17 protein-coding genes are annotated in these 16,897 nt (G+C 41.4%); 6 read left to right on the forward strand and 11 right to left on the reverse strand.

Annotation, left to right across the window (positions count from 1 at the left end):
• Positions 1-8 precede the first annotated feature (8 nt).
• Complete coding sequence (locus tag MTN96_RS07395; RefSeq protein ID WP_248531110.1) at positions 9-1,040, reverse strand: response regulator; 1,032 nt, start codon at positions 1,038-1,040, stop codon at positions 9-11.
• 261 nt (positions 1,041-1,301) lie between these two features.
• On the opposite strand from MTN96_RS07395, the gene MTN96_RS07400 reads away from it, so the two are divergent.
• From MTN96_RS07400 to MTN96_RS07410, 3 genes are all read left to right on the forward strand, one after another.
• Positions 1,302-1,565, forward strand: a complete 264-nt coding sequence (locus MTN96_RS07400) for a GrxA family glutaredoxin (protein ID WP_004587283.1) — start codon at positions 1,302-1,304, stop codon at positions 1,563-1,565.
• Positions 1,566-1,727: 162 nt separating this feature from the next.
• A complete protein-coding gene (locus tag MTN96_RS07405; RefSeq protein ID WP_004587284.1) occupies positions 1,728-3,545 on the forward strand; it encodes a DEAD/DEAH box helicase in 1,818 nt (605 codons plus the stop codon).
• Positions 3,546-3,931: 386 nt separating this feature from the next.
• Entirely contained in the window at positions 3,932-4,267 is a 336-nt protein-coding gene (locus MTN96_RS07410; RefSeq protein ID WP_248531111.1) for a hypothetical protein, read from the forward strand.
• Between the two features lie 81 nt (positions 4,268-4,348).
• On the opposite strand, the gene MTN96_RS07415 is transcribed toward MTN96_RS07410, so the two are convergent.
• The 8 genes from MTN96_RS07415 to prmB form a co-directional block, all read right to left on the reverse strand.
• Positions 4,349-5,905: an AbgT family transporter gene (locus MTN96_RS07415; RefSeq protein ID WP_121637194.1), complete on the reverse strand. Its 1,557-nt coding sequence runs from the start codon at positions 5,903-5,905 to the stop codon at positions 4,349-4,351.
• A 151-nt stretch (positions 5,906-6,056) separates the two neighbouring features.
• Positions 6,057-6,332: a YfcL family protein gene (locus MTN96_RS07420; protein ID WP_004587288.1), complete on the reverse strand. Its 276-nt coding sequence runs from the start codon at positions 6,330-6,332 to the stop codon at positions 6,057-6,059.
• A 4-nt stretch (positions 6,333-6,336) separates the two neighbouring features.
• Positions 6,337-7,467 (reverse strand): ATP-NAD kinase family protein, encoded by a 1,131-nt coding sequence (locus MTN96_RS07425; RefSeq protein WP_029773968.1) that lies wholly within the window; start codon positions 7,465-7,467, stop codon positions 6,337-6,339.
• Complete coding sequence (locus MTN96_RS07430) at positions 7,457-8,011, reverse strand: elongation factor P hydroxylase (protein ID WP_055253038.1); 555 nt, start codon at positions 8,009-8,011, stop codon at positions 7,457-7,459. The genes MTN96_RS07425 and MTN96_RS07430 overlap by 11 nt, the downstream gene beginning before the upstream one ends.
• Positions 8,012-8,112: 101 nt before the next feature.
• Positions 8,113-8,760 carry a glutathione S-transferase family protein gene (locus MTN96_RS07435; RefSeq protein WP_138577458.1) on the reverse strand — a complete coding sequence of 216 codons (648 nt, stop codon included), beginning with the start codon at positions 8,758-8,760 and terminating at the stop codon, positions 8,113-8,115.
• A gap of 118 nt (positions 8,761-8,878) precedes the next feature.
• Positions 8,879-9,256: a DUF4112 domain-containing protein gene (locus MTN96_RS07440; RefSeq protein WP_248531112.1), complete on the reverse strand. Its 378-nt coding sequence runs from the start codon at positions 9,254-9,256 to the stop codon at positions 8,879-8,881.
• Between the two features lie 119 nt (positions 9,257-9,375).
• Positions 9,376-10,473, reverse strand: coding sequence for a chorismate synthase (gene aroC, locus MTN96_RS07445; RefSeq protein WP_024031890.1), 1,098 nt, complete (start codon positions 10,471-10,473; stop codon positions 9,376-9,378).
• Positions 10,474-10,531: 58 nt separating this feature from the next.
• Positions 10,532-11,467: a 50S ribosomal protein L3 N(5)-glutamine methyltransferase gene (gene prmB, locus MTN96_RS07450; RefSeq protein WP_004587294.1), complete on the reverse strand. Its 936-nt coding sequence runs from the start codon at positions 11,465-11,467 to the stop codon at positions 10,532-10,534.
• A gap of 151 nt (positions 11,468-11,618) precedes the next feature.
• Here prmB and smrB point away from each other — a divergent pair, with 151 nt between their 5' ends.
• Together smrB and MTN96_RS07460 are read left to right on the forward strand one after the other, a co-directional pair.
• On the forward strand, positions 11,619-12,176 hold the full coding sequence (gene smrB / locus MTN96_RS07455) for an endonuclease SmrB (RefSeq protein WP_024031888.1): 558 nt from the start codon (positions 11,619-11,621) through the stop codon (positions 12,174-12,176).
• Between the two features lie 15 nt (positions 12,177-12,191).
• Positions 12,192-13,124, forward strand: a complete 933-nt coding sequence (locus MTN96_RS07460; RefSeq protein WP_248531113.1) for an AEC family transporter — start codon at positions 12,192-12,194, stop codon at positions 13,122-13,124.
• 6 nt (positions 13,125-13,130) lie between these two features.
• Here MTN96_RS07460 and MTN96_RS07465 read toward each other — a convergent pair whose 3' ends face one another.
• Positions 13,131-13,481, reverse strand: coding sequence for a RidA family protein (locus MTN96_RS07465; protein WP_004587297.1), 351 nt, complete (start codon positions 13,479-13,481; stop codon positions 13,131-13,133).
• 15 nt (positions 13,482-13,496) lie between these two features.
• On the reverse strand, positions 13,497-13,967 hold the full coding sequence (gene sixA, locus MTN96_RS07470; protein WP_004587298.1) for a phosphohistidine phosphatase SixA: 471 nt from the start codon (positions 13,965-13,967) through the stop codon (positions 13,497-13,499).
• 183 nt (positions 13,968-14,150) lie between these two features.
• On the opposite strand from sixA, the gene MTN96_RS07475 reads away from it, so the two are divergent.
• Positions 14,151-16,874: an insulinase family protein gene (locus MTN96_RS07475; protein WP_248531114.1), complete on the forward strand. Its 2,724-nt coding sequence runs from the start codon at positions 14,151-14,153 to the stop codon at positions 16,872-16,874.
• Positions 16,875-16,897: the final 23 nt, after the last annotated feature.

Genomic DNA, 16,897 nt, shown 5'->3' on the forward strand with positions numbered 1-16,897 from the left:
ACGGGCCTTTAGGCAGCTTGCCAAGGCTTAATAAACTCTTCTAATACAGCTTTTGTTACCGGTTTTTGAAGATAGTGCGTCACCCCTTTTTCGAACAACTGAGCAATTTGTTGCTCTTCAGTAATGCCCGTTAAAATAACTTTTGGCGTGTTATCGTTTGGGGTGTTTTGTTTAATGAGCTGCTGAGCCACATCACTGCCAAACATACCTGGCATACGCTCATCTAACAGCAGTAAATCGAAAGGTTCTTGCTGGGCAATAAGTAAGGCACTTGAGCCATTTTCTGCACAGGTTACTGCGCAGCCAAGCATTTCAAGCATGACTTTGGTCGCAACTTGGCTTGGCAAGCTGTCATCAGCAACCAATACAGATAATTTGCTGTGGGTATTTAAATTATTTACCGCATTTACTAAGTCAGTATCAAAAAACGGCCACGCCAATACAGGTTGAGAAATAGCGTGATGGCTTTGCAGCTCACTGAGCGCATCAAATGCGCAAATTTTTATACTCTGAGACGCCCCATTATTTAAAAAGTTACTCGCAAGTTGCTCTGCAGATAGGTGACGCGAATCTTCAATTTTTAAAGCGTTGGTATGGTTGCTGTCGGCGAGTTTTAAACCATAGTTTTGCGCACTTAAATTAACTAGGTAATGAATACTTTGCTCTAAGTCGACTTTACTATTAGCTGCGCTAATAAGCTCTTTGTTTGTATCTACCGATGAAATTGGCTCACGGGTTGCAAGTAAACCGTGTATATCAATGGTGTGCATTTCAGGATTCGAATCTACCCAGTAATTTAAATTAATACCCTGTAAATTGGCCTCTACTGTTAGCACAAAATGGCTTTTAGCGGCTTTTAGCGAAGGTAAAATAAACGCTTCACACTGGATAATCATTTGCTCAGGAGACACCTGTAAACAAATATAATTACACTGTAATTTGTTGATGAGTGTAATTGCCACATTTGTGTTATCTGCTTTGCAAAAGCGGGCAATTACCCCTTGAATAATTTCTAAAACATGGCTGTTATTACTCATCATCGTTCCTAATAAGAATGGCTCTGTAGTTAAATATCAATTTACATGCCACTTGCAGCGTCTTTACTAATACGATGAATTCATTAGATTTAAAAATTACACATCCTTTGCATAAATGCGCTTTTGCAAATTGCAATTCAAAATGCATGGCAAATGAGTAATTAAGCGAGTTAACAGTAAAACAGAATTAACCAATCGATTTTTTGCGCTTTAAATTATTAATTAATCGTTTAATATGAACCCAACTAAATTGAGGAGAGTATTATGCTTACAGTAATTTTTGGCCGCGAAGGCTGCCCATTTTGTGTACGTGCTAAAGATGTTGCCGAGCAACTATCAAATGAGCGTGATGATTTTAAGTTTCGTTATATCGATATTATCAAAGAAGGCATTAGCAAAGCGGATTTAGAAAAGTCTGCAGGAAAACCATGCCCAACTGTGCCACAAATTTTTGTCGATCAAACTCACATTGGTGGTTTTACTGAATTTGAAGCTTACGCAAAAGAAAATCTAGGCCTATATAAATAACGCTTTGTATATAGCTTGTTAACCAGTTTAAAAAATCAAATATTTAAACTGGTTAAATTTCGACCAACATCAACCACATACAAATTAGTTGTAATTTATACAAGCAATTGCCTCGTATTTCCTATACAATGCGCGCCTCTTTAAATTCGTTGAGGCGTATTAATGTCAGAACCAGTCACGTTTGAATCTCTAAATCTTTCTCCTGCAATTTTAAAGGCAGTTGAAGAGTTGGGTTACAAGACACCATCTGAAATCCAAGCTCAATGTATACCGTTATTGCTAGAAAGAAAGGACGTACTGGGACTAGCACAAACGGGTACAGGTAAAACTGCAGCATTTGCACTGCCGTTACTAAACAATATTGACCCGTCTGTGAAACAGCCACAGATCCTTGTACTCACACCAACACGTGAGCTTGCGATCCAAGTTGCTGAGGCATTTGAACAATATGCAAAAGGTACTCGTGGTGTTGAAGTATTAGCACTGTACGGTGGCCAAAGCTACAGCATTCAATTAAGCGCACTTCGTCGTGGCGCACAAATTATTGTTGCTACTCCGGGTCGATTAATCGATCACATAAACCGTGGCACTATCAAGTTTGATGCTTTACAAGCACTTGTACTTGATGAAGCCGATGAAATGTTACGTATGGGCTTTATCGATGATGTTGAAAACATCATGGAAAAAACACCGCGCGAAAAGCAAACATGTCTTTTCTCTGCAACCATGCCTAAGCAAATTCAAAACATCAGCAGCAAATATATGAATAACCCTGAACAGGTTCATATATCTGCGCGTAACTCAACTGTATCATCTGTTGAGCAAGTGTTTTGGAATGCACACGTACACAAAAACAAAGCCATTGTTCGTTTCTTAGAAGCAGAGCAATACGAAGGTGCTATTGTTTTCGTACGTACACGTAACGACACTGTGCAACTTGCTGAGTTACTAGAGCGCGAAGGTTTCTCTGCTGCGCCACTTAATGGTGACATGAACCAGCAAGCACGTGAACGCACGGTAGATCGCTTAAAAAGCGGTATGCTAAACGTTGTTATTGCAACAGACGTAGCAGCACGTGGTCTTGATGTAGACCGTTTAAGCTTAGTTATCAACTACGATATTCCACAAGACTCAGAAGCCTACGTTCACCGTATCGGCCGTACAGGTCGTGCTGGACGTACTGGTAAAGCAATTTTATTTGTTAAGCATAACGAACGTTATTTACTTAAAAATATCATTCGCCATACTAAGTCTGAAATTGCACAGGTTGAGCTACCTACAGCTAAAGTAGTTGAAGAAAAACGTATTAATGCGTTAAAAGAAAAGCTTACGCTTGCTCTTGAAAACAAAGACATTACGTTCTTCAATGAAGTTGCTGCTAGCATGGCACAAAAACTAGACTTATCTTTAGAAGACCTAGCGGGTGCATTACTGTGTTTAGCACAGCAACAGTCGCCAATTAAAGTTGAAGAAGTTAAGATTCAACCTCGCAACGAGCGTAATACACGTAACGAGCGTGGCGATCGTAATGACCGTCGTCGTAACGAACGTGGTGACCGCCCTGAGCGTAAACCTCGCGAGCGTAACAGCCGCGATGCAGGCCCTATGGATACTTACCGTATCGAAGTGGGTCGTGAGCACGGTGTACAGGTTAAAAACATTGTTGGCGCGATTGCTAACGAAGCTGATATCTCAAGCAAGTTTATTGGTGACATTCGTCTACACGACAGTCACAGTACGGTACAATTACCGCAAAACATGCCTAAAGATGTACTTGATCACTTCCAAAAAGTGTTTATTTGTAAACGCCCAATGGGTATGACACTAACACAAGATCAAGGCCCAGCTGAGCCACGTGGTGAACGCGCTGAGCGCCCAAGTGGTGATAAAAAGCGTAGCTTTAACAAAGACAACCAACGCGGTGATAAGCGTGGCGGTCCTCGTAAAGAACGTCGCCCTGTGAGCTTCACATCTAACTAAGCTTTATAGCTTACGTTATAAAAAACCTTGCCACGAAAGTGCCAAGGTTTTTTTGTTTTAAAGCCACTGCTTTTGTAAAAAATAAAAATTCTGTAAACTAAGAAAAAACTATAATTCACGGATGAATTAAAATTGAAAAAATATTATGACAACTTGCTCTTTGCAGCAATAATAAGCTTTCCAATACTGAGCATTGCCATGCTTATGTTAATGGATTTTACCGACCCGCCATTTATCGAAAATAAAATTTATGAGGCTATTTTTTATATAGCGCTTCCTATTTTTGCGGGGCATCATTTATCTATCTCCATGTACTTGTAATCAAAAAATATAGACGTTGCAGTGACTATAGAGAGCACCTTAAAGATAGCTTTTCAGATACAAAAATGAAGTTATCATTAATCTTCATCTACCCATTACTCCCTTTGTTAATCTATGCAACTCTCTATTTTTTACTCTCTGCCCCCATTGAGTTATGGGCTTACTACACGCAAGGCGATTATTGGTATAAGGAATATATCCTCACTGATGTACAAGAATGTGGGTCTGATTATGAAGATAGTTGTACTCGTTTATACTTTAAAGACCCTACAACTAACAAAACGCACGATTTTAGATGGTACGACGATAAATCTACAATAATGAATAACAAAAACGATTATGTGTATATTGTTGGTGAGGCCAGTTTGTTTGGCTATATAGTGAGAGAATTAGAAAGGTAATTAACACTACTTTTTACATTGCAGCAATTTTATATAAAAAACCTCACTCCAGTGAGTGAGGTTCATAAATTAAGATTTAAGTTAAGGTAACGCCGGATAAACGTAACTCGCATCTAACCCTAACGGAATACCGAGTGCCCAATACCCTAGCAAGAAAATACTCCAGCCAATCATAAACGCGATTGAGTAAGGGATCATAAGCGCGATGAGCGTGCCTATACCGGTATCTTTTACGTACTTTTGGCAATACACCACAACCAATGGGAAATACGGCATGAGTGGCGTAATTATGTTTGAGCTAGAGTCTCCGATTCTGTAAGCCGCTTGGGTTAAATCGGGTGATATACCTAGCTGCATTAACATTGGTACAAAAATAGGTCCCAGTAACGCCCATTTTGCAGAGCTTGAGCCAACGAACAAGTTTACAAAGCCGGTTAAAAATATAATACCCACAACTGTTACCGCACTGGGCAACTCCATTGCTTTTAAAAGCTGCGCCCCTTCAATGGCCATTAATGCCCCTAAGTTAGACTTAGAAAACGCTGCAATAAACAACGCACAAAAGAACGCCATTACAATATAATAGGCCATGCCACTCATCGCGGTACTCATCGCATCTATCATATCTTTTGAGGTTTTAAAGGTACCAACGGTAAAACCATACACGGCACCGGGTATCCAAAATAATAAAAAGATTAAAGGCACGATAGATTGCATCAGGGGCGATCTAAAATTAGTTAGTGAGCCATCAGCACTGCGCATTGCTGAATCGGCAGGAGCGGATACAAACGCAAGCAAAGCAAGTCCTGCAATCATTACGCTACTGGCTATAAAAAAAGCGCGTTTTTCATCACTTTTAGCTTCATCAAACGCGGGTAAGTTTTGGGTGTCTTCATTAAGTGCTGTGTTTTTTAACCGAGGCTCTATTATTTTATCAGTGATATACCAGCCTAATAACACAATAAATAAACTCGAGGCAGAAGTGAACGCCCAGTTATTAAGGGGGTTAATCGACATATCGGGGTTAATAATTTGCGCCGCACTTTGGGTAAAGCTTTGCAGTAATGGGTCTATTCCTGATGGAATAAAGTTAGCGCCAAATCCACCACTCACACCAGCAAATGCGGCTGCAATACCCGCTAATGGGTGTCGCCCTGCGGCAAAGAAAATAACACCCGCTAATGGGATCACTAATACGTAGCCAGCATCGGTTGCTGTATGGCTTACAATAGCTACCAAAATGACTGAAGGGGTTAGCAGTTGCCTTGGGGTAACTTTAAGCATTAGCTTAAGGCCTGTATTGATATAACCTGAGTGCTCAGCCACTCCCACACCTAACATGGCAACCAGTACCACCCCTAGCGGTGCAAAGCCTGTAAAGGTTTTTACCATAGAAGATAAAAATGAGGCGAGTGAGTCGCCCTCTAATAGGTTATTTACAACAATGGCTTGGCCTGTCCGTGGGTCTAACGCGTCAAAGCTCACCCCCGACAGTAGCCACGAGCACAACCAAATAAGTAACATAGCGAATAAGAAAATAATCGCCGGATCGGGAAGTTTGTTACCAACTCGCTCCACAAAGTTTAAAAAACGCGCGATTAACCCTGTAGGTACCGCAGCTTGATTATTATTGTTCATTTAAAGCTCCCAAAATAGGTTTAAGTAACAATATACTATTAATGTGTAACAGTAAATTAACCAATAAATCTATTATGGGCACAAATAGAGCATAAAAAAACGCGGCTTCGTTATCGTCGCCGCGTTTTCATAATTGTGAACTAAACATCGGTTAAGCGAGGGCTTTCACTTCTTCCCAAAGCCTAACAACCAAGGTTTTATCTTCTTCGTTTAGCTCGCCATTGCGGTATGCTTTTACTAAGCTTTGTTCCACGGTTTCGTTGAGCTCATCAATAGAAATTGTCAGCTCTTCTACTTCTGCATAACCTACTGCAAGGTCGTAATGTCCGCGCAAGTAACCACCAGCGAACAGCTCATCATCTGTTGCTTTAATTACTAAATCATCAAAGTATTGCTGCGCAGCATCAATATAATTCACTAAACTCATTGTGTTACTTCTCCTGGTTTTCATAACCGACAGCATACATAATATGGTCGTTATAGCCGGTGGTTACTTTAATGTAACCTGTTAATTCATCATCTAAAGCGCTGTCGCCGGTGTCACAAATAAGTGGACGCCCGTTCAACGCGTGTAATTTGGTTTTAGTTGCCACCACAATAATGTTTTCTTTGCCAATGGTGCGAATAAGCTCAGGGCTTAGCTGCTGATTCCCTCGACCAAAAATATGGCCTTGCCCGCCTATTAATGTAATAACTAATTGAGTAGCTTGCCCGTGCGTGTACTCAAGTAGCTGTTTAGCAGTTAAGTCTTGCGCAACTAGGGTTTGATCTTTAATTAAATCTACGCCTAATAAAGTATTATCTAGCCCCATTTCTTGCATTATTGCTTCAACAGTTGAGCCACTACCCATAATGTAATAGGTGTCTTCATCCATTTCGCTCACCACATGCGCTGCAATATCGGCAAGTACTAATTCGTCTGTTTCTTTACCACCATTTTTAACCGCTTGTACATAACGTACTTCGCTTGGTATTTGCATTTCACCGTAGCGCTTAGCTTTTACGGTGCCTTGCCTAAACGCCTCTTCATCAATATCCATTACATCGGCATCTGCAAGTGTAACTAGCTCGCCTTTTACTAGCATTTCTACTACGCGCCCTGCTGCTTTAGGTGTAATTGCATATACGCCAGAATGAATTTTACAGCCAGCAGGTATACCCAGCACTGGTACGGTATCTTCTATGGCATGACAAATATTGCGCGCAGTACCATCGCCACCAGCAAACAGGACTAAATCTACGCCTAAATTTTTAAGTAGTTTAGCGCTAGCCTCTGTATCATCGGCGCTTGTTACGGTATTGGCGGTATAAATTACTTCAACATTGAAGCCTAGTGCGCGTGCTGCTTTTTCGCCCATATCGCCATTTACAGTATAAATTGTTAACTGCTCTTTATAGGGTACAAGTACTTCTAGGGCTGCCTGTGTGCGGCTGTTAGCTTTGGCTTGCGCACCCAGTTCAATTGCTTTTGCAGCAGTGTTTTCGCCATCACTGCCTTTTAAAGCAACGCTGCCACCAAGTCCTGCAACAGGGTTAATAATTAAGCCTAACTTAAACTGCATTTTGTAACTCCTGAGGGTGGTGCCAATTAAATTGTTGAGCGGTTAACGGCCACGGTGTTTTATAAAAATCACTTAACGCTTTTAATAATGCATGGGTACGTGCGTTAACTCCCTGCTCTAATAACATTAATACTTGCTGGTGTACTCGCGCCTGAAAGTCAAACCGACAAGTTTGCTCACCGTTCAAGTTATCTACCGACACATTAAAATCAAAGCCAGCAGCGGTGCTGAGCAGCCACTCTATGGCTTGTGGTTTTATTTCTACGTTTTCAAATTCAGCCTGCTGGTGTTTATCTCGCCCATCTGGGCAGTACCAATACCCATAATCTTCAAGCTCTCTGCGTTTATTGCCAGCCACTAACCAATGCGCTATTTCATGTAGGGCACTGGCGTAAAAGCCGTGGGCAAATACAATTTGATTAAAACCATGGGTATTATTGGCAGGTAGATAAACAGGCTCATCATCGCCTTTTACTAAGCGAGTGTTATGGCTTTGATAAAAAACACTATCGAAAATAGATATAAGATCGGCTATATGATGCATAAAAACTGATTAATTCGTCTCGGTTACAGCGCAAAATTAGCGCACTAAAAACGAGACGAATTGTACGGGCTTTTACCTTTAAAGTAAAAGTGATGAGCGAGTTATACCTCTACTCCCGCCTCATCGCACTGCACTATATCGGTTTCTGTAAGTGCTTGGGTTATCCACTTTTGCAAAACAGGGCAACGCATCACAAAATCACAATACTGCTGCGCCGCTGGGGATAAGGTAATCTGATACGTTTTTAAACGAAGTACAATGGGGGCGTACATCGCATCGGCAATACTAAAGTCGCCAAAAAACCATTCATTAGGAAACATATCTTGCTGCTGGGAAAATATCTCATCAATACGTTGAATATCTTTTAGTGCAGCACTTGATAGCGTTACTTTACGTGTGGCTCTTATATTCATCGGCATTTCGTTTCTCAGTGCCATAAAGCCGGCATGCATTTCAGCGCTTAATGCGCGCGCTGTAGCTCGCTGAGTAATATATTTCGGCCACCCTGCTCCCGATAAATAGGCATCGTTAATATATTCACAAATTGCGAGCGAGTCCCACACTTGCAAATCACCATCAATTAACGCCGGCACTTTTTGAACGTGGAAGTGTTGTTTTAGTTCGTCGTAAAAGTCACTGGTGTCGAGCACAAGCTGGGTTTCGTCAAACGGGACATCAAATTTACTCATTAAATACCATGCGCGTAATGACCAGCTAGAATAGTTTTTATTACCGATAAATAATTGCATTTTGTATATACCAAAGTGAATAGGCTTCCCTACCTTACTAGGTGATTAAACAACCAACAACACTTTGTTTTTTATTCTTAATGTTAAATTTAAAGCCTCTAAAAAAACAGTATTACTATCAATTAGCTAACTGCGCATTTAAATGTTTTTTTAATAAACGGGTATTGCGGGTGTTGGCTTTAAAAAAAGCATCAAATATATCGCCAAAAAATGGCACTAAGCCGCCTACAAAATCAATCAGCATATTAATGATCATCTTCGTTTTTATGCGTTTACTTACGCCCAAACGCTGCGCCTCTAACAGTACATAGCTTGATAAAATAAGCCCTGCGGCATCACCTATAACGGGTATTAAACCAATCACAGCCTCTAAGCCAATATTAAATTTAGTAAAAGGAATGCCAATGCTGCTGTCTGTAAGCTTACTAAAGCGTTCTAGCCTTGCTATAGCAGCTTGAGTTTCAAGGTGTGTGTTATCGTGCTTATTATCGTTCATAATTACTCTCCTCCTTAAAACAGTATATAGCGCAAACTTGAACAACCCCTGAAAGGCTTAAATGCAAGTTACAGGCACAAAAAAACGCGGTACTCCGCGCTTTTTTAAAATATTAACGGTTAAACAGAGCCGTTAATTGGTCCATGTTCGTGGTTAACATGTGGGTTTTGCCCGCGCTGGCGCAGTAAATGGTCCATTAAGGTAATGGCCATCATTGCCTCAGCAATAGGAATCGCACGAATACCAACGCACGGATCGTGACGCCCTTTGGTGATCATCTCTACTGCTTCGTTTTCAGTATTAATGCTTTTACCTGGAATAGTGATACTTGATGTAGGCTTAAGCGCAATAGAGGCAATAATATCTTGCCCTGTAGAAATACCAGCAAGTACGCCACCCGCGTGGTTTGAGGTAAAGCCTTCTGGGGTTAACTCATCGCGATGCTCTGAGCCCTTTTGCTCTACTACATCAAAGCCATCACCAATTTCAACGCCTTTAACGGCGTTAATGCTCATTAGTGAATGCGCAATTTCAGCATCTAATCGGTCAAATACAGGTTCGCCTAACCCTACAGGTACATTGCTCGCCACTACCTTAACTTTAGCGCCTACAGAGTCACCTTGCTTTTTAAGGTCTCGCATGTACTCATCAAGCGCTTCTAGCTTACTTGCATCAGGGAAAAAGAATAAGTTGTTTTCAACTTCATCCCAGTCGTAACTTTCGGCTTTTATTGGCCCAAGTTGGCTTAAACATGCTTTTACTTCAATACCATGAAACTGCTTTAAGTATTTTTTAGCAATTGCGCCTGCCGCTACACGAATTGCGGTTTCACGCGCAGAAGAGCGACCACCGCCGCGATAATCGCGCAGGCCGTATTTGTGCCAGTAAGTGTAATCGCCATGACCTGGGCGAAACACATCTTTAATTTTACCGTAGTCTTTTGAGCGTTGATCGGTATTTTCGATAAGTAAGCCAATGCTGGTACCTGTGGTTTTACCTTCAAAAACACCTGAAAGAATTTTTATCTGATCGTCTTCTCGGCGCTGCGTTGTATAGCGGCTTTGCCCAGGTTTACGACGGTCTAAATCAATTTGTAAGTCAGCCTCTGTGATCTCAAGGCCTGCGGGAGTACCATCTACAACACCGCCTAGGGCAACGCCGTGGCTCTCACCAAAGGTGGACACTTTAAACAACTGCCCTATGCTATTACCTGCCATTAACTTTCCTCATTCCTAATGACTACAAAAGTTGCCGAGCATACGCTCGGCCTAAAATTTATTTTGCAAAATACGTATCAAGCTGCGCTTTGCTTATTACAAATACACCTAAGCCGCCTTGCTCAAACTCAACCCACTCAAATGGTGCGCCCGGATACAAAGCATCCATATGTACCATAGAGTTACCAACTTCTACAAATAACAAACCGTTATCAGTTAGATGATTGCTAGCATGCTCTAAAATAGTACGTGTAACGTCTAAGCCATCATGCCCAGATGCTAAACCAAGCTCAGGCTCATGATGAAATTCTCGTGGTAAATCAGCCATATCCTCAGCATCAACATACGGTGGGTTGGCTACTATTAGGTCATACTTTTGCCCTGGCACTCCACTAAATACATCTGACTGAATAGGCAGTACGCGGTCACTTAGCATATAGTCGTTTATGTTTATATCTGCTACTTCAAGCGCTTCATACGAAATATCAACCGCATCTACTTGCGCCGTTTCAAACGCCTGAGCAAGCGCAATAGCAATACAAGCAGAGCCTGTGCATAAATCTAAAATACGGTTAACGCTTTGCGGCTGCTCAAGCCACGGTGAAAACTTATTAGCAATAAGTTCAGCAAACGGCGAGCGCGGAATAAGCACACGCTCATCAACATAAAATGGCATGCCCGCAAACCAAGCAATGTTTGTTAAATAAGGAACCGGCGTGCAGTCGTTTATACGCTCTGCGATTAACCCTGCTAGGCGGTTTTTTTCTGTGCTTGTTAACCGCGCATGCATTAACTCTTTGGGGGCATCAATAGGTAAACTTAGCGCAGGCAGTAATAAGCTAACTGCTTCATCCCACGCGTTATCTGTGCCATGTCCAAAAAATATTCCACTACTTGCAAATTGGCTTGTAGTCCAGCGTAACCAGTCATGTAACGTTGACAGTTCTGCAACAGCTTCATCAAGTGTTGCTTCTTCTATTTGTAAATCACTCATATTTTTTACCTGTTTTAGCTAACTGACTGTTTTGAGTCTTTGCGACGATTGCATTGCCTAACTGTGCTGAGCAAATTACAATTGCCCCTCACCTTTATATTGTACCGCCTTTTGCGCTGCGTTTTTACGTTTTTTTGTTTAGGTAAAATTTATGAAAAAAGACATCTCATCACAATCGTCCCTAAGCAATGACGACATTGACCTTTTTCGCCAAACAATTACAGGCGCTAAGGTGTTTAAACAAGATACCCATAGGTTTGATACAAAACCTAAGGTGTCACAAGCGAAGCAATTTGCCCAGCAAAAAAAGCAGGTTGAGTCTGAATTTTTCTTCTCTGACGAATATATTCCCGATATAGACACAAATAGCACCATTAATTACGTGCAAAATGGCCACGACTCTTTTTTAGCAAAACAGTTACGACGCGGCGACTTTGCGCCCGATTTAACACTCGACCTGCACGGGCTTAATAAAGAACGTGCAAAAGATGAACTCGCGGGACTCATCCACGAGTGCAAAAAACAGCATTATTACTGCGCGTGCATAGTGCATGGCATTGGCGAGCGTGTTTTAAAACACAAAGTACCGCAGTATTTGGTACAGCACCCCGATGTAATTGCCATGCATCAAGCACCGCTAGAATACGGCGGGCGCGGTGCCGTGCTGATTTTAATTGATTTACCACAAAGCGATGAGTTTAGACGTTAATTAAAGGAAGAATACGTGCAAATTTTTTCGATTATTTTTCCCTTAATTTTTATTGTCGCACTGGGCTACACCTGTTGTTATTTTAAGTTTTTTAATCAGCAGCATATTGCCGGCTTAAGTAAATTTACTTTTTATGTGAGCTTACCCGCCTTTTTAATGCTCAATATGTCGCAAATAAATTTGCATCAAAGTATTAGCCTCGAAGCATTTTTAAGCTTTTATATTCCTGTATTAGCGGTATTTGCTTTGGGCATACTTATTGATAGGTACTATTTAACTAAACAAGCCAATGCTGGAAATTATCAACAGCATAGTGTGTTTGGTCTTGCCGGTAGTTATTCAAATATGGTGTTAGTGGGTATACCCATTGTTATTGCTTCACTTGGCAAAGACATGATTGCTATCGCCTTTATGATCATCACATTTCATAGCACGCTGCTTTTTGCGTTAACTTATTTAATAGGCGCGAAAGGAAACACAGCTGACTTCTCGTGGGCAAAATTTGCTAAAAACATGGTCCTTAACCCTATAGTGTTAAGTATTGGCTGTGGATTACTTTTAAATGTGTCGGGAATTACATTATTTGCGAATTTAGCCAATGCCTTAGAGCTACTCGCCAGCCCTGCTATTGCATGTGCTTTATTTGTGTTAGGCGCTAATTTGGTGTTTTATAAGGTAGCAGCAAATTGGCAGCCGGCCCTTATTTCTTCACTGTTAAAAATACTGATTTTGCCTGCTGCTGTGTGTGTAGCAGCTACGTGGGTGTTTGTACTAGATACGCAAATTCGTAACGTACTGGTATTGCTGAGCGCCTCGCCTGTTGGCGTTAATGCGTATTTAATTGCAAGCCAATTAAATACGCATCAAGTTACGCTCGCCGGTGCAGTGGTGCTTTCAACGGCACTTAGTGTTGTAAGCTTTTCGTTTTGGCTTGCAGTGCTTTTATAAAATCGCTTATTTAAGTGCGGCCACTACCGAAATTTCAACCAATAGCGCATCGCGCGCCATTTTAGCTTCAACACAGGCGCGTGCTGGTGCATAACCTTCTGGCACCCACGCATCCCATACAGCATTCATATCGGCAAAATATTCCATGCTCTTAACGTAAATAGTTGCGCTTAGCATATGCTTTTTAGAACTCCCCGCCTGCTCAAGTAAGGCCTCTACTTTGTCGAGCATAGTTTGCGTTTGCTCTGTAATGTTTTGCTCTGCATCGCTGCATACTTGTCCGCATAAATAAACGGTTCCATTATGTTTAACTATACGGCTCATGCGCGCACCCGTTTCAAGGCGTTCTATACTCATTGTTGTCTCTTTTCTCTATATATTTGCAGGCGCATTAATATTTACATATTCACTGCGCTGTGAGGTTTCATCATACTGAATTACAGCAACCGCTGCAGTGTTAAAAATAGGCATATTACCCGGGCTGAGCTGATCAACTATATAGCTCACAATAGGCATATGGGCGACCACCAACCAGGTATTACACTGAGGATGCATGGCAATAAGTGTTTCTAAATAATCAGCTGCTATTTGTGGCTTACCCTCGGGGATTATGTCGCTACAGGTTTCACTAAATTTAAATACATTGTTTTTTTCAACTTCTTTAGCTGTTTGCTGCGCGCGCGAGTAAGGACTTACCAATAACGCATCAACAGAAAAGTGTTTGTGTAGCCATAAGCCCATTTTTTCTGCTTCTGCATGGCCTTTCGGTGTTAGGTTTCTTGCTGCGTCGTTAGCTTGCATCGGTGTCGCTTCGCCGTGGCGCATAATTAAGATTGTTTTCATAAAAAATCAACCGATTAATGAATATAAAACAGTAGCCAGTTTGCCCATTTGTCCGCTATATTAACTATTATTCCAAAGAATAATTCTCTCATGATATTCAGGTAAATCTTTTCGCTATTTTTTCGCTGTCCTGAAGCTATCATCTGTTGTTAACAAGTAAACGTCTAGTTTCAGGAGCATCATTTGAATATCAGCCGCAATGATAACAGAGCATACCGCGCCATTACACTCGACAATGGGCTAAAAGTATTATTAGTGCAAGATAAAGATTCAACTAAAGCCGCTGCTTCTATGGCGGTTAACGCTGGCCATTTTGATGACCCCCTTGACAGGCAAGGCCTTGCACACTTTTTAGAGCATATGCTTTTTTTAGGTACCGACCAATACCCTGATTCTGGAAGCTTTAATAATTTTGTGTCTCAATCGGGCGGGAACACCAACGCCTGGACCGGCACTGAGCACACGTGCTATTACTTTGATATTAATAACCAAGCCATTGAAAAAGCACTTGCGCAATTTAGCCGTTTTTTTATTGCCCCATTATTAAACCCAGCTGAAACCGAAAAAGAACGTAATGCCATAGAGGCTGAGTTTAAATTAAAAATAAAAGATGATGGGCGTCGTATTTATCAAGCTCATAAAGAAACCGTAAACCCAGCCCACCCCTTTGCTAAATTTTCGGTGGGTAATTTACATACTCTCGCCGATAGAGAGCGCTGCATTAGTGACGAGTTAAGAGATTTTTTTAATAAGCACTATCAAGCGCAGTGGATGACACTGGTAATTTGTGCCAACGAACCGCTTGATACACTCGCGCAGTGGACGCATCGTTATTTTAGTGGCATTAATGGCCATAAAGGTGCGCTTAAAGCCCCTATTGAGGAGCCATTATATCGCGCGCAAGATATTGGCAAAGTACTGCACATTGAACCACACAAGCACATGCAAAAACTCATTATTAGTTTTGCTATGCCAAATATCGATGACTTTTATCGCCACAAAACCGTCAGCTTTATAGCCCACTTACTAGGCTACGAAGGCGCAGGCTCGTTGTACTCAATTTTAAAAGAACAAGGGTGGATTAACGCACTTTCTGCCGGCGGCGGTATAAATGGCAGTAACTTTAAAGATTTTAACATTAGCATGGCGCTTACCGATGAAGGGATTGAATACTTTGAAGACATAATAGAAATTGTGTTTGAGTATATTTGCCTAATCAACGATAACACCGACAAACTACCGCGCCTGTATCAAGATAAAAAAAACCTGTTACAAATTGCGTTTGATAACCAAGAAAAATCGCGCTTAATAGATTGGGTAAGTAACCTAAGCATTAATATGCAGCACTACGACGAAGCTAACTATGTGCAAGGCGATTACTTAATGGAGGGCTTTAATAAAGCCACTCACGAAATGGCGATGCAATGGCTTACCCCGCATAATATGCGCTTAGTACTTATTCATCCAGGCGTAGAGGCAGAGCACACCACCGCGTGGTACAACACCCCTTACAAAGTTGAGCCAATTTCGCCGCATTGGCTGGAGTCGCTTGCGCATATAAATAAACCGCTGAGCACTATGCTGCTGCCCACAGCAAACCCCTATTTAACAAAAGAAGTGGTGCTATACGAAGTCGAAAAACCTCAAACCAAGCCTTTACTGTTAGTTAAAGAGCCTGGGTTTGACTTTTGGTTTAAACAAGACAACACCTTTAGAGTGGCCAAAGGTCATTTTTATTTAGCAATGGACTCGCACTTTGCAGTAAAAGATGTAAAGCACATGGCATTAACGCGCCTTTTTAGTGACTTATTTATGGACAGTGTTAGCGAGCAATTTTACCCCGCAGAATTGGCAGGTTTAAGTTATCATTTAACCTCTCACCAAGGCGGGCTTACGTTGCACACCGCTGGGCTATCGACTAGTCAGCTAGAGTTGGTGGAGCAATTACTTGATGCGCTATTTAATGTTGATATTTGCGCACGCCGCTTTGCCGAATACAAAAAGCAATTGGTAAGGCACTGGCGCAACAGCAACCAAAATAAACCGGTGAGTGAATTATTTAGCGTGTTAGGTGCCAAAATAATGCCATGGAACCCACAACCCGACGAGTTAGCCACGGCACTTAAAAATACGTGTTTTCAGCAATTTAACGAATTTAGAGCCGACTTTTTTAAAGCCTTACATGTTGAGTCGTTTTTACACGGTAATTGGCAACAAACAGACGCGAAGGTATTTCATAAAAAAGTGGCTGAGCATTTAAAAAATGCCACGGCTATTGAGGATTTAACACGCCCGCTGCACGAGATAGACCAAGTGACTCGCTGCGAACTTGAACTGTCATGCAGTGATAATGCCATGGTCATTTACTACCAAGCACAAAGTGCAGAAGTGGATGAAAAAGTTAAATTAATGGCACTTAATCATATAATTAACCAAGACTATTTTAACGAGCTGAGAACCACACAACAGCTAGGTTACTTAGTTGGCTCTGGCTATGCACCATTTAACACCCGCGCCGGTATTGCTTTTTATATTCAATCACCAAAATTTGAAGCTCAGACTCTACTGCACAGGCATAATCATTTTGTAAGCCAGTTTATTGCTAACCTAGACTCCCTGGATGAAACAACATGGCAGCAGCATAAACAAGGTTTGACAACTCATATTGCTGAAAAAGATAAAAACTTACGGTTACGTTCACAGCGCTTTTGGCTTGCAATAGGCAATAAAGATCATGACTTTCATATGCAAAAACGCCTGCTAGAGGCACTGCACGCCCTCAGCCTAGAAGAAATGAAAAGCTATGCCATAGCTACTTTTTCTAAAGATAGGCCAAGGTATGAGTTATTAAGTAGCGCAAAAGTAAATAAATCGCAAAAAATGCCGCTTTGCTCGCAATCTCTTTGACTCTGCAAGTGGCATGATTTAAA

It is taken from the genome of Pseudoalteromonas sp. 2CM28B (assembly GCF_023161935.1).

Coding starts and splice junctions, on each gene's coding strand:
- MTN96_RS07395 (WP_248531110.1), bottom strand. CDS start 1,040: ATGATGAGTAATAACAGCCATGTTTTAGAAATTATTCAAGGGGTAATT.
- MTN96_RS07400 (WP_004587283.1), top strand. CDS start 1,302: ATGCTTACAGTAATTTTTGGCCGCGAAGGCTGCCCATTTTGTGTACGT.
- MTN96_RS07405 (WP_004587284.1), top strand. CDS start 1,728: ATGTCAGAACCAGTCACGTTTGAATCTCTAAATCTTTCTCCTGCAATT.
- MTN96_RS07410 (WP_248531111.1), top strand. CDS start 3,932: ATGAAGTTATCATTAATCTTCATCTACCCATTACTCCCTTTGTTAATC.
- MTN96_RS07415 (WP_121637194.1), bottom strand. CDS start 5,905: ATGAACAATAATAATCAAGCTGCGGTACCTACAGGGTTAATCGCGCGT.
- MTN96_RS07420 (WP_004587288.1), bottom strand. CDS start 6,332: ATGAGTTTAGTGAATTATATTGATGCTGCGCAGCAATACTTTGATGAT.
- MTN96_RS07425 (WP_029773968.1), bottom strand. CDS start 7,467: ATGCAGTTTAAGTTAGGCTTAATTATTAACCCTGTTGCAGGACTTGGT.
- MTN96_RS07430 (WP_055253038.1), bottom strand. CDS start 8,011: ATGCATCATATAGCCGATCTTATATCTATTTTCGATAGTGTTTTTTAT.
- MTN96_RS07435 (WP_138577458.1), bottom strand. CDS start 8,760: ATGCAATTATTTATCGGTAATAAAAACTATTCTAGCTGGTCATTACGC.
- MTN96_RS07440 (WP_248531112.1), bottom strand. CDS start 9,256: ATGAACGATAATAAGCACGATAACACACACCTTGAAACTCAAGCTGCT.
- aroC (WP_024031890.1), bottom strand. CDS start 10,473: ATGGCAGGTAATAGCATAGGGCAGTTGTTTAAAGTGTCCACCTTTGGT.
- prmB (WP_004587294.1), bottom strand. CDS start 11,467: ATGAGTGATTTACAAATAGAAGAAGCAACACTTGATGAAGCTGTTGCA.
- smrB (WP_024031888.1), top strand. CDS start 11,619: ATGAAAAAAGACATCTCATCACAATCGTCCCTAAGCAATGACGACATT.
- MTN96_RS07465 (WP_004587297.1), bottom strand. CDS start 13,481: ATGAGTATAGAACGCCTTGAAACGGGTGCGCGCATGAGCCGTATAGTT.
- sixA (WP_004587298.1), bottom strand. CDS start 13,967: ATGAAAACAATCTTAATTATGCGCCACGGCGAAGCGACACCGATGCAA.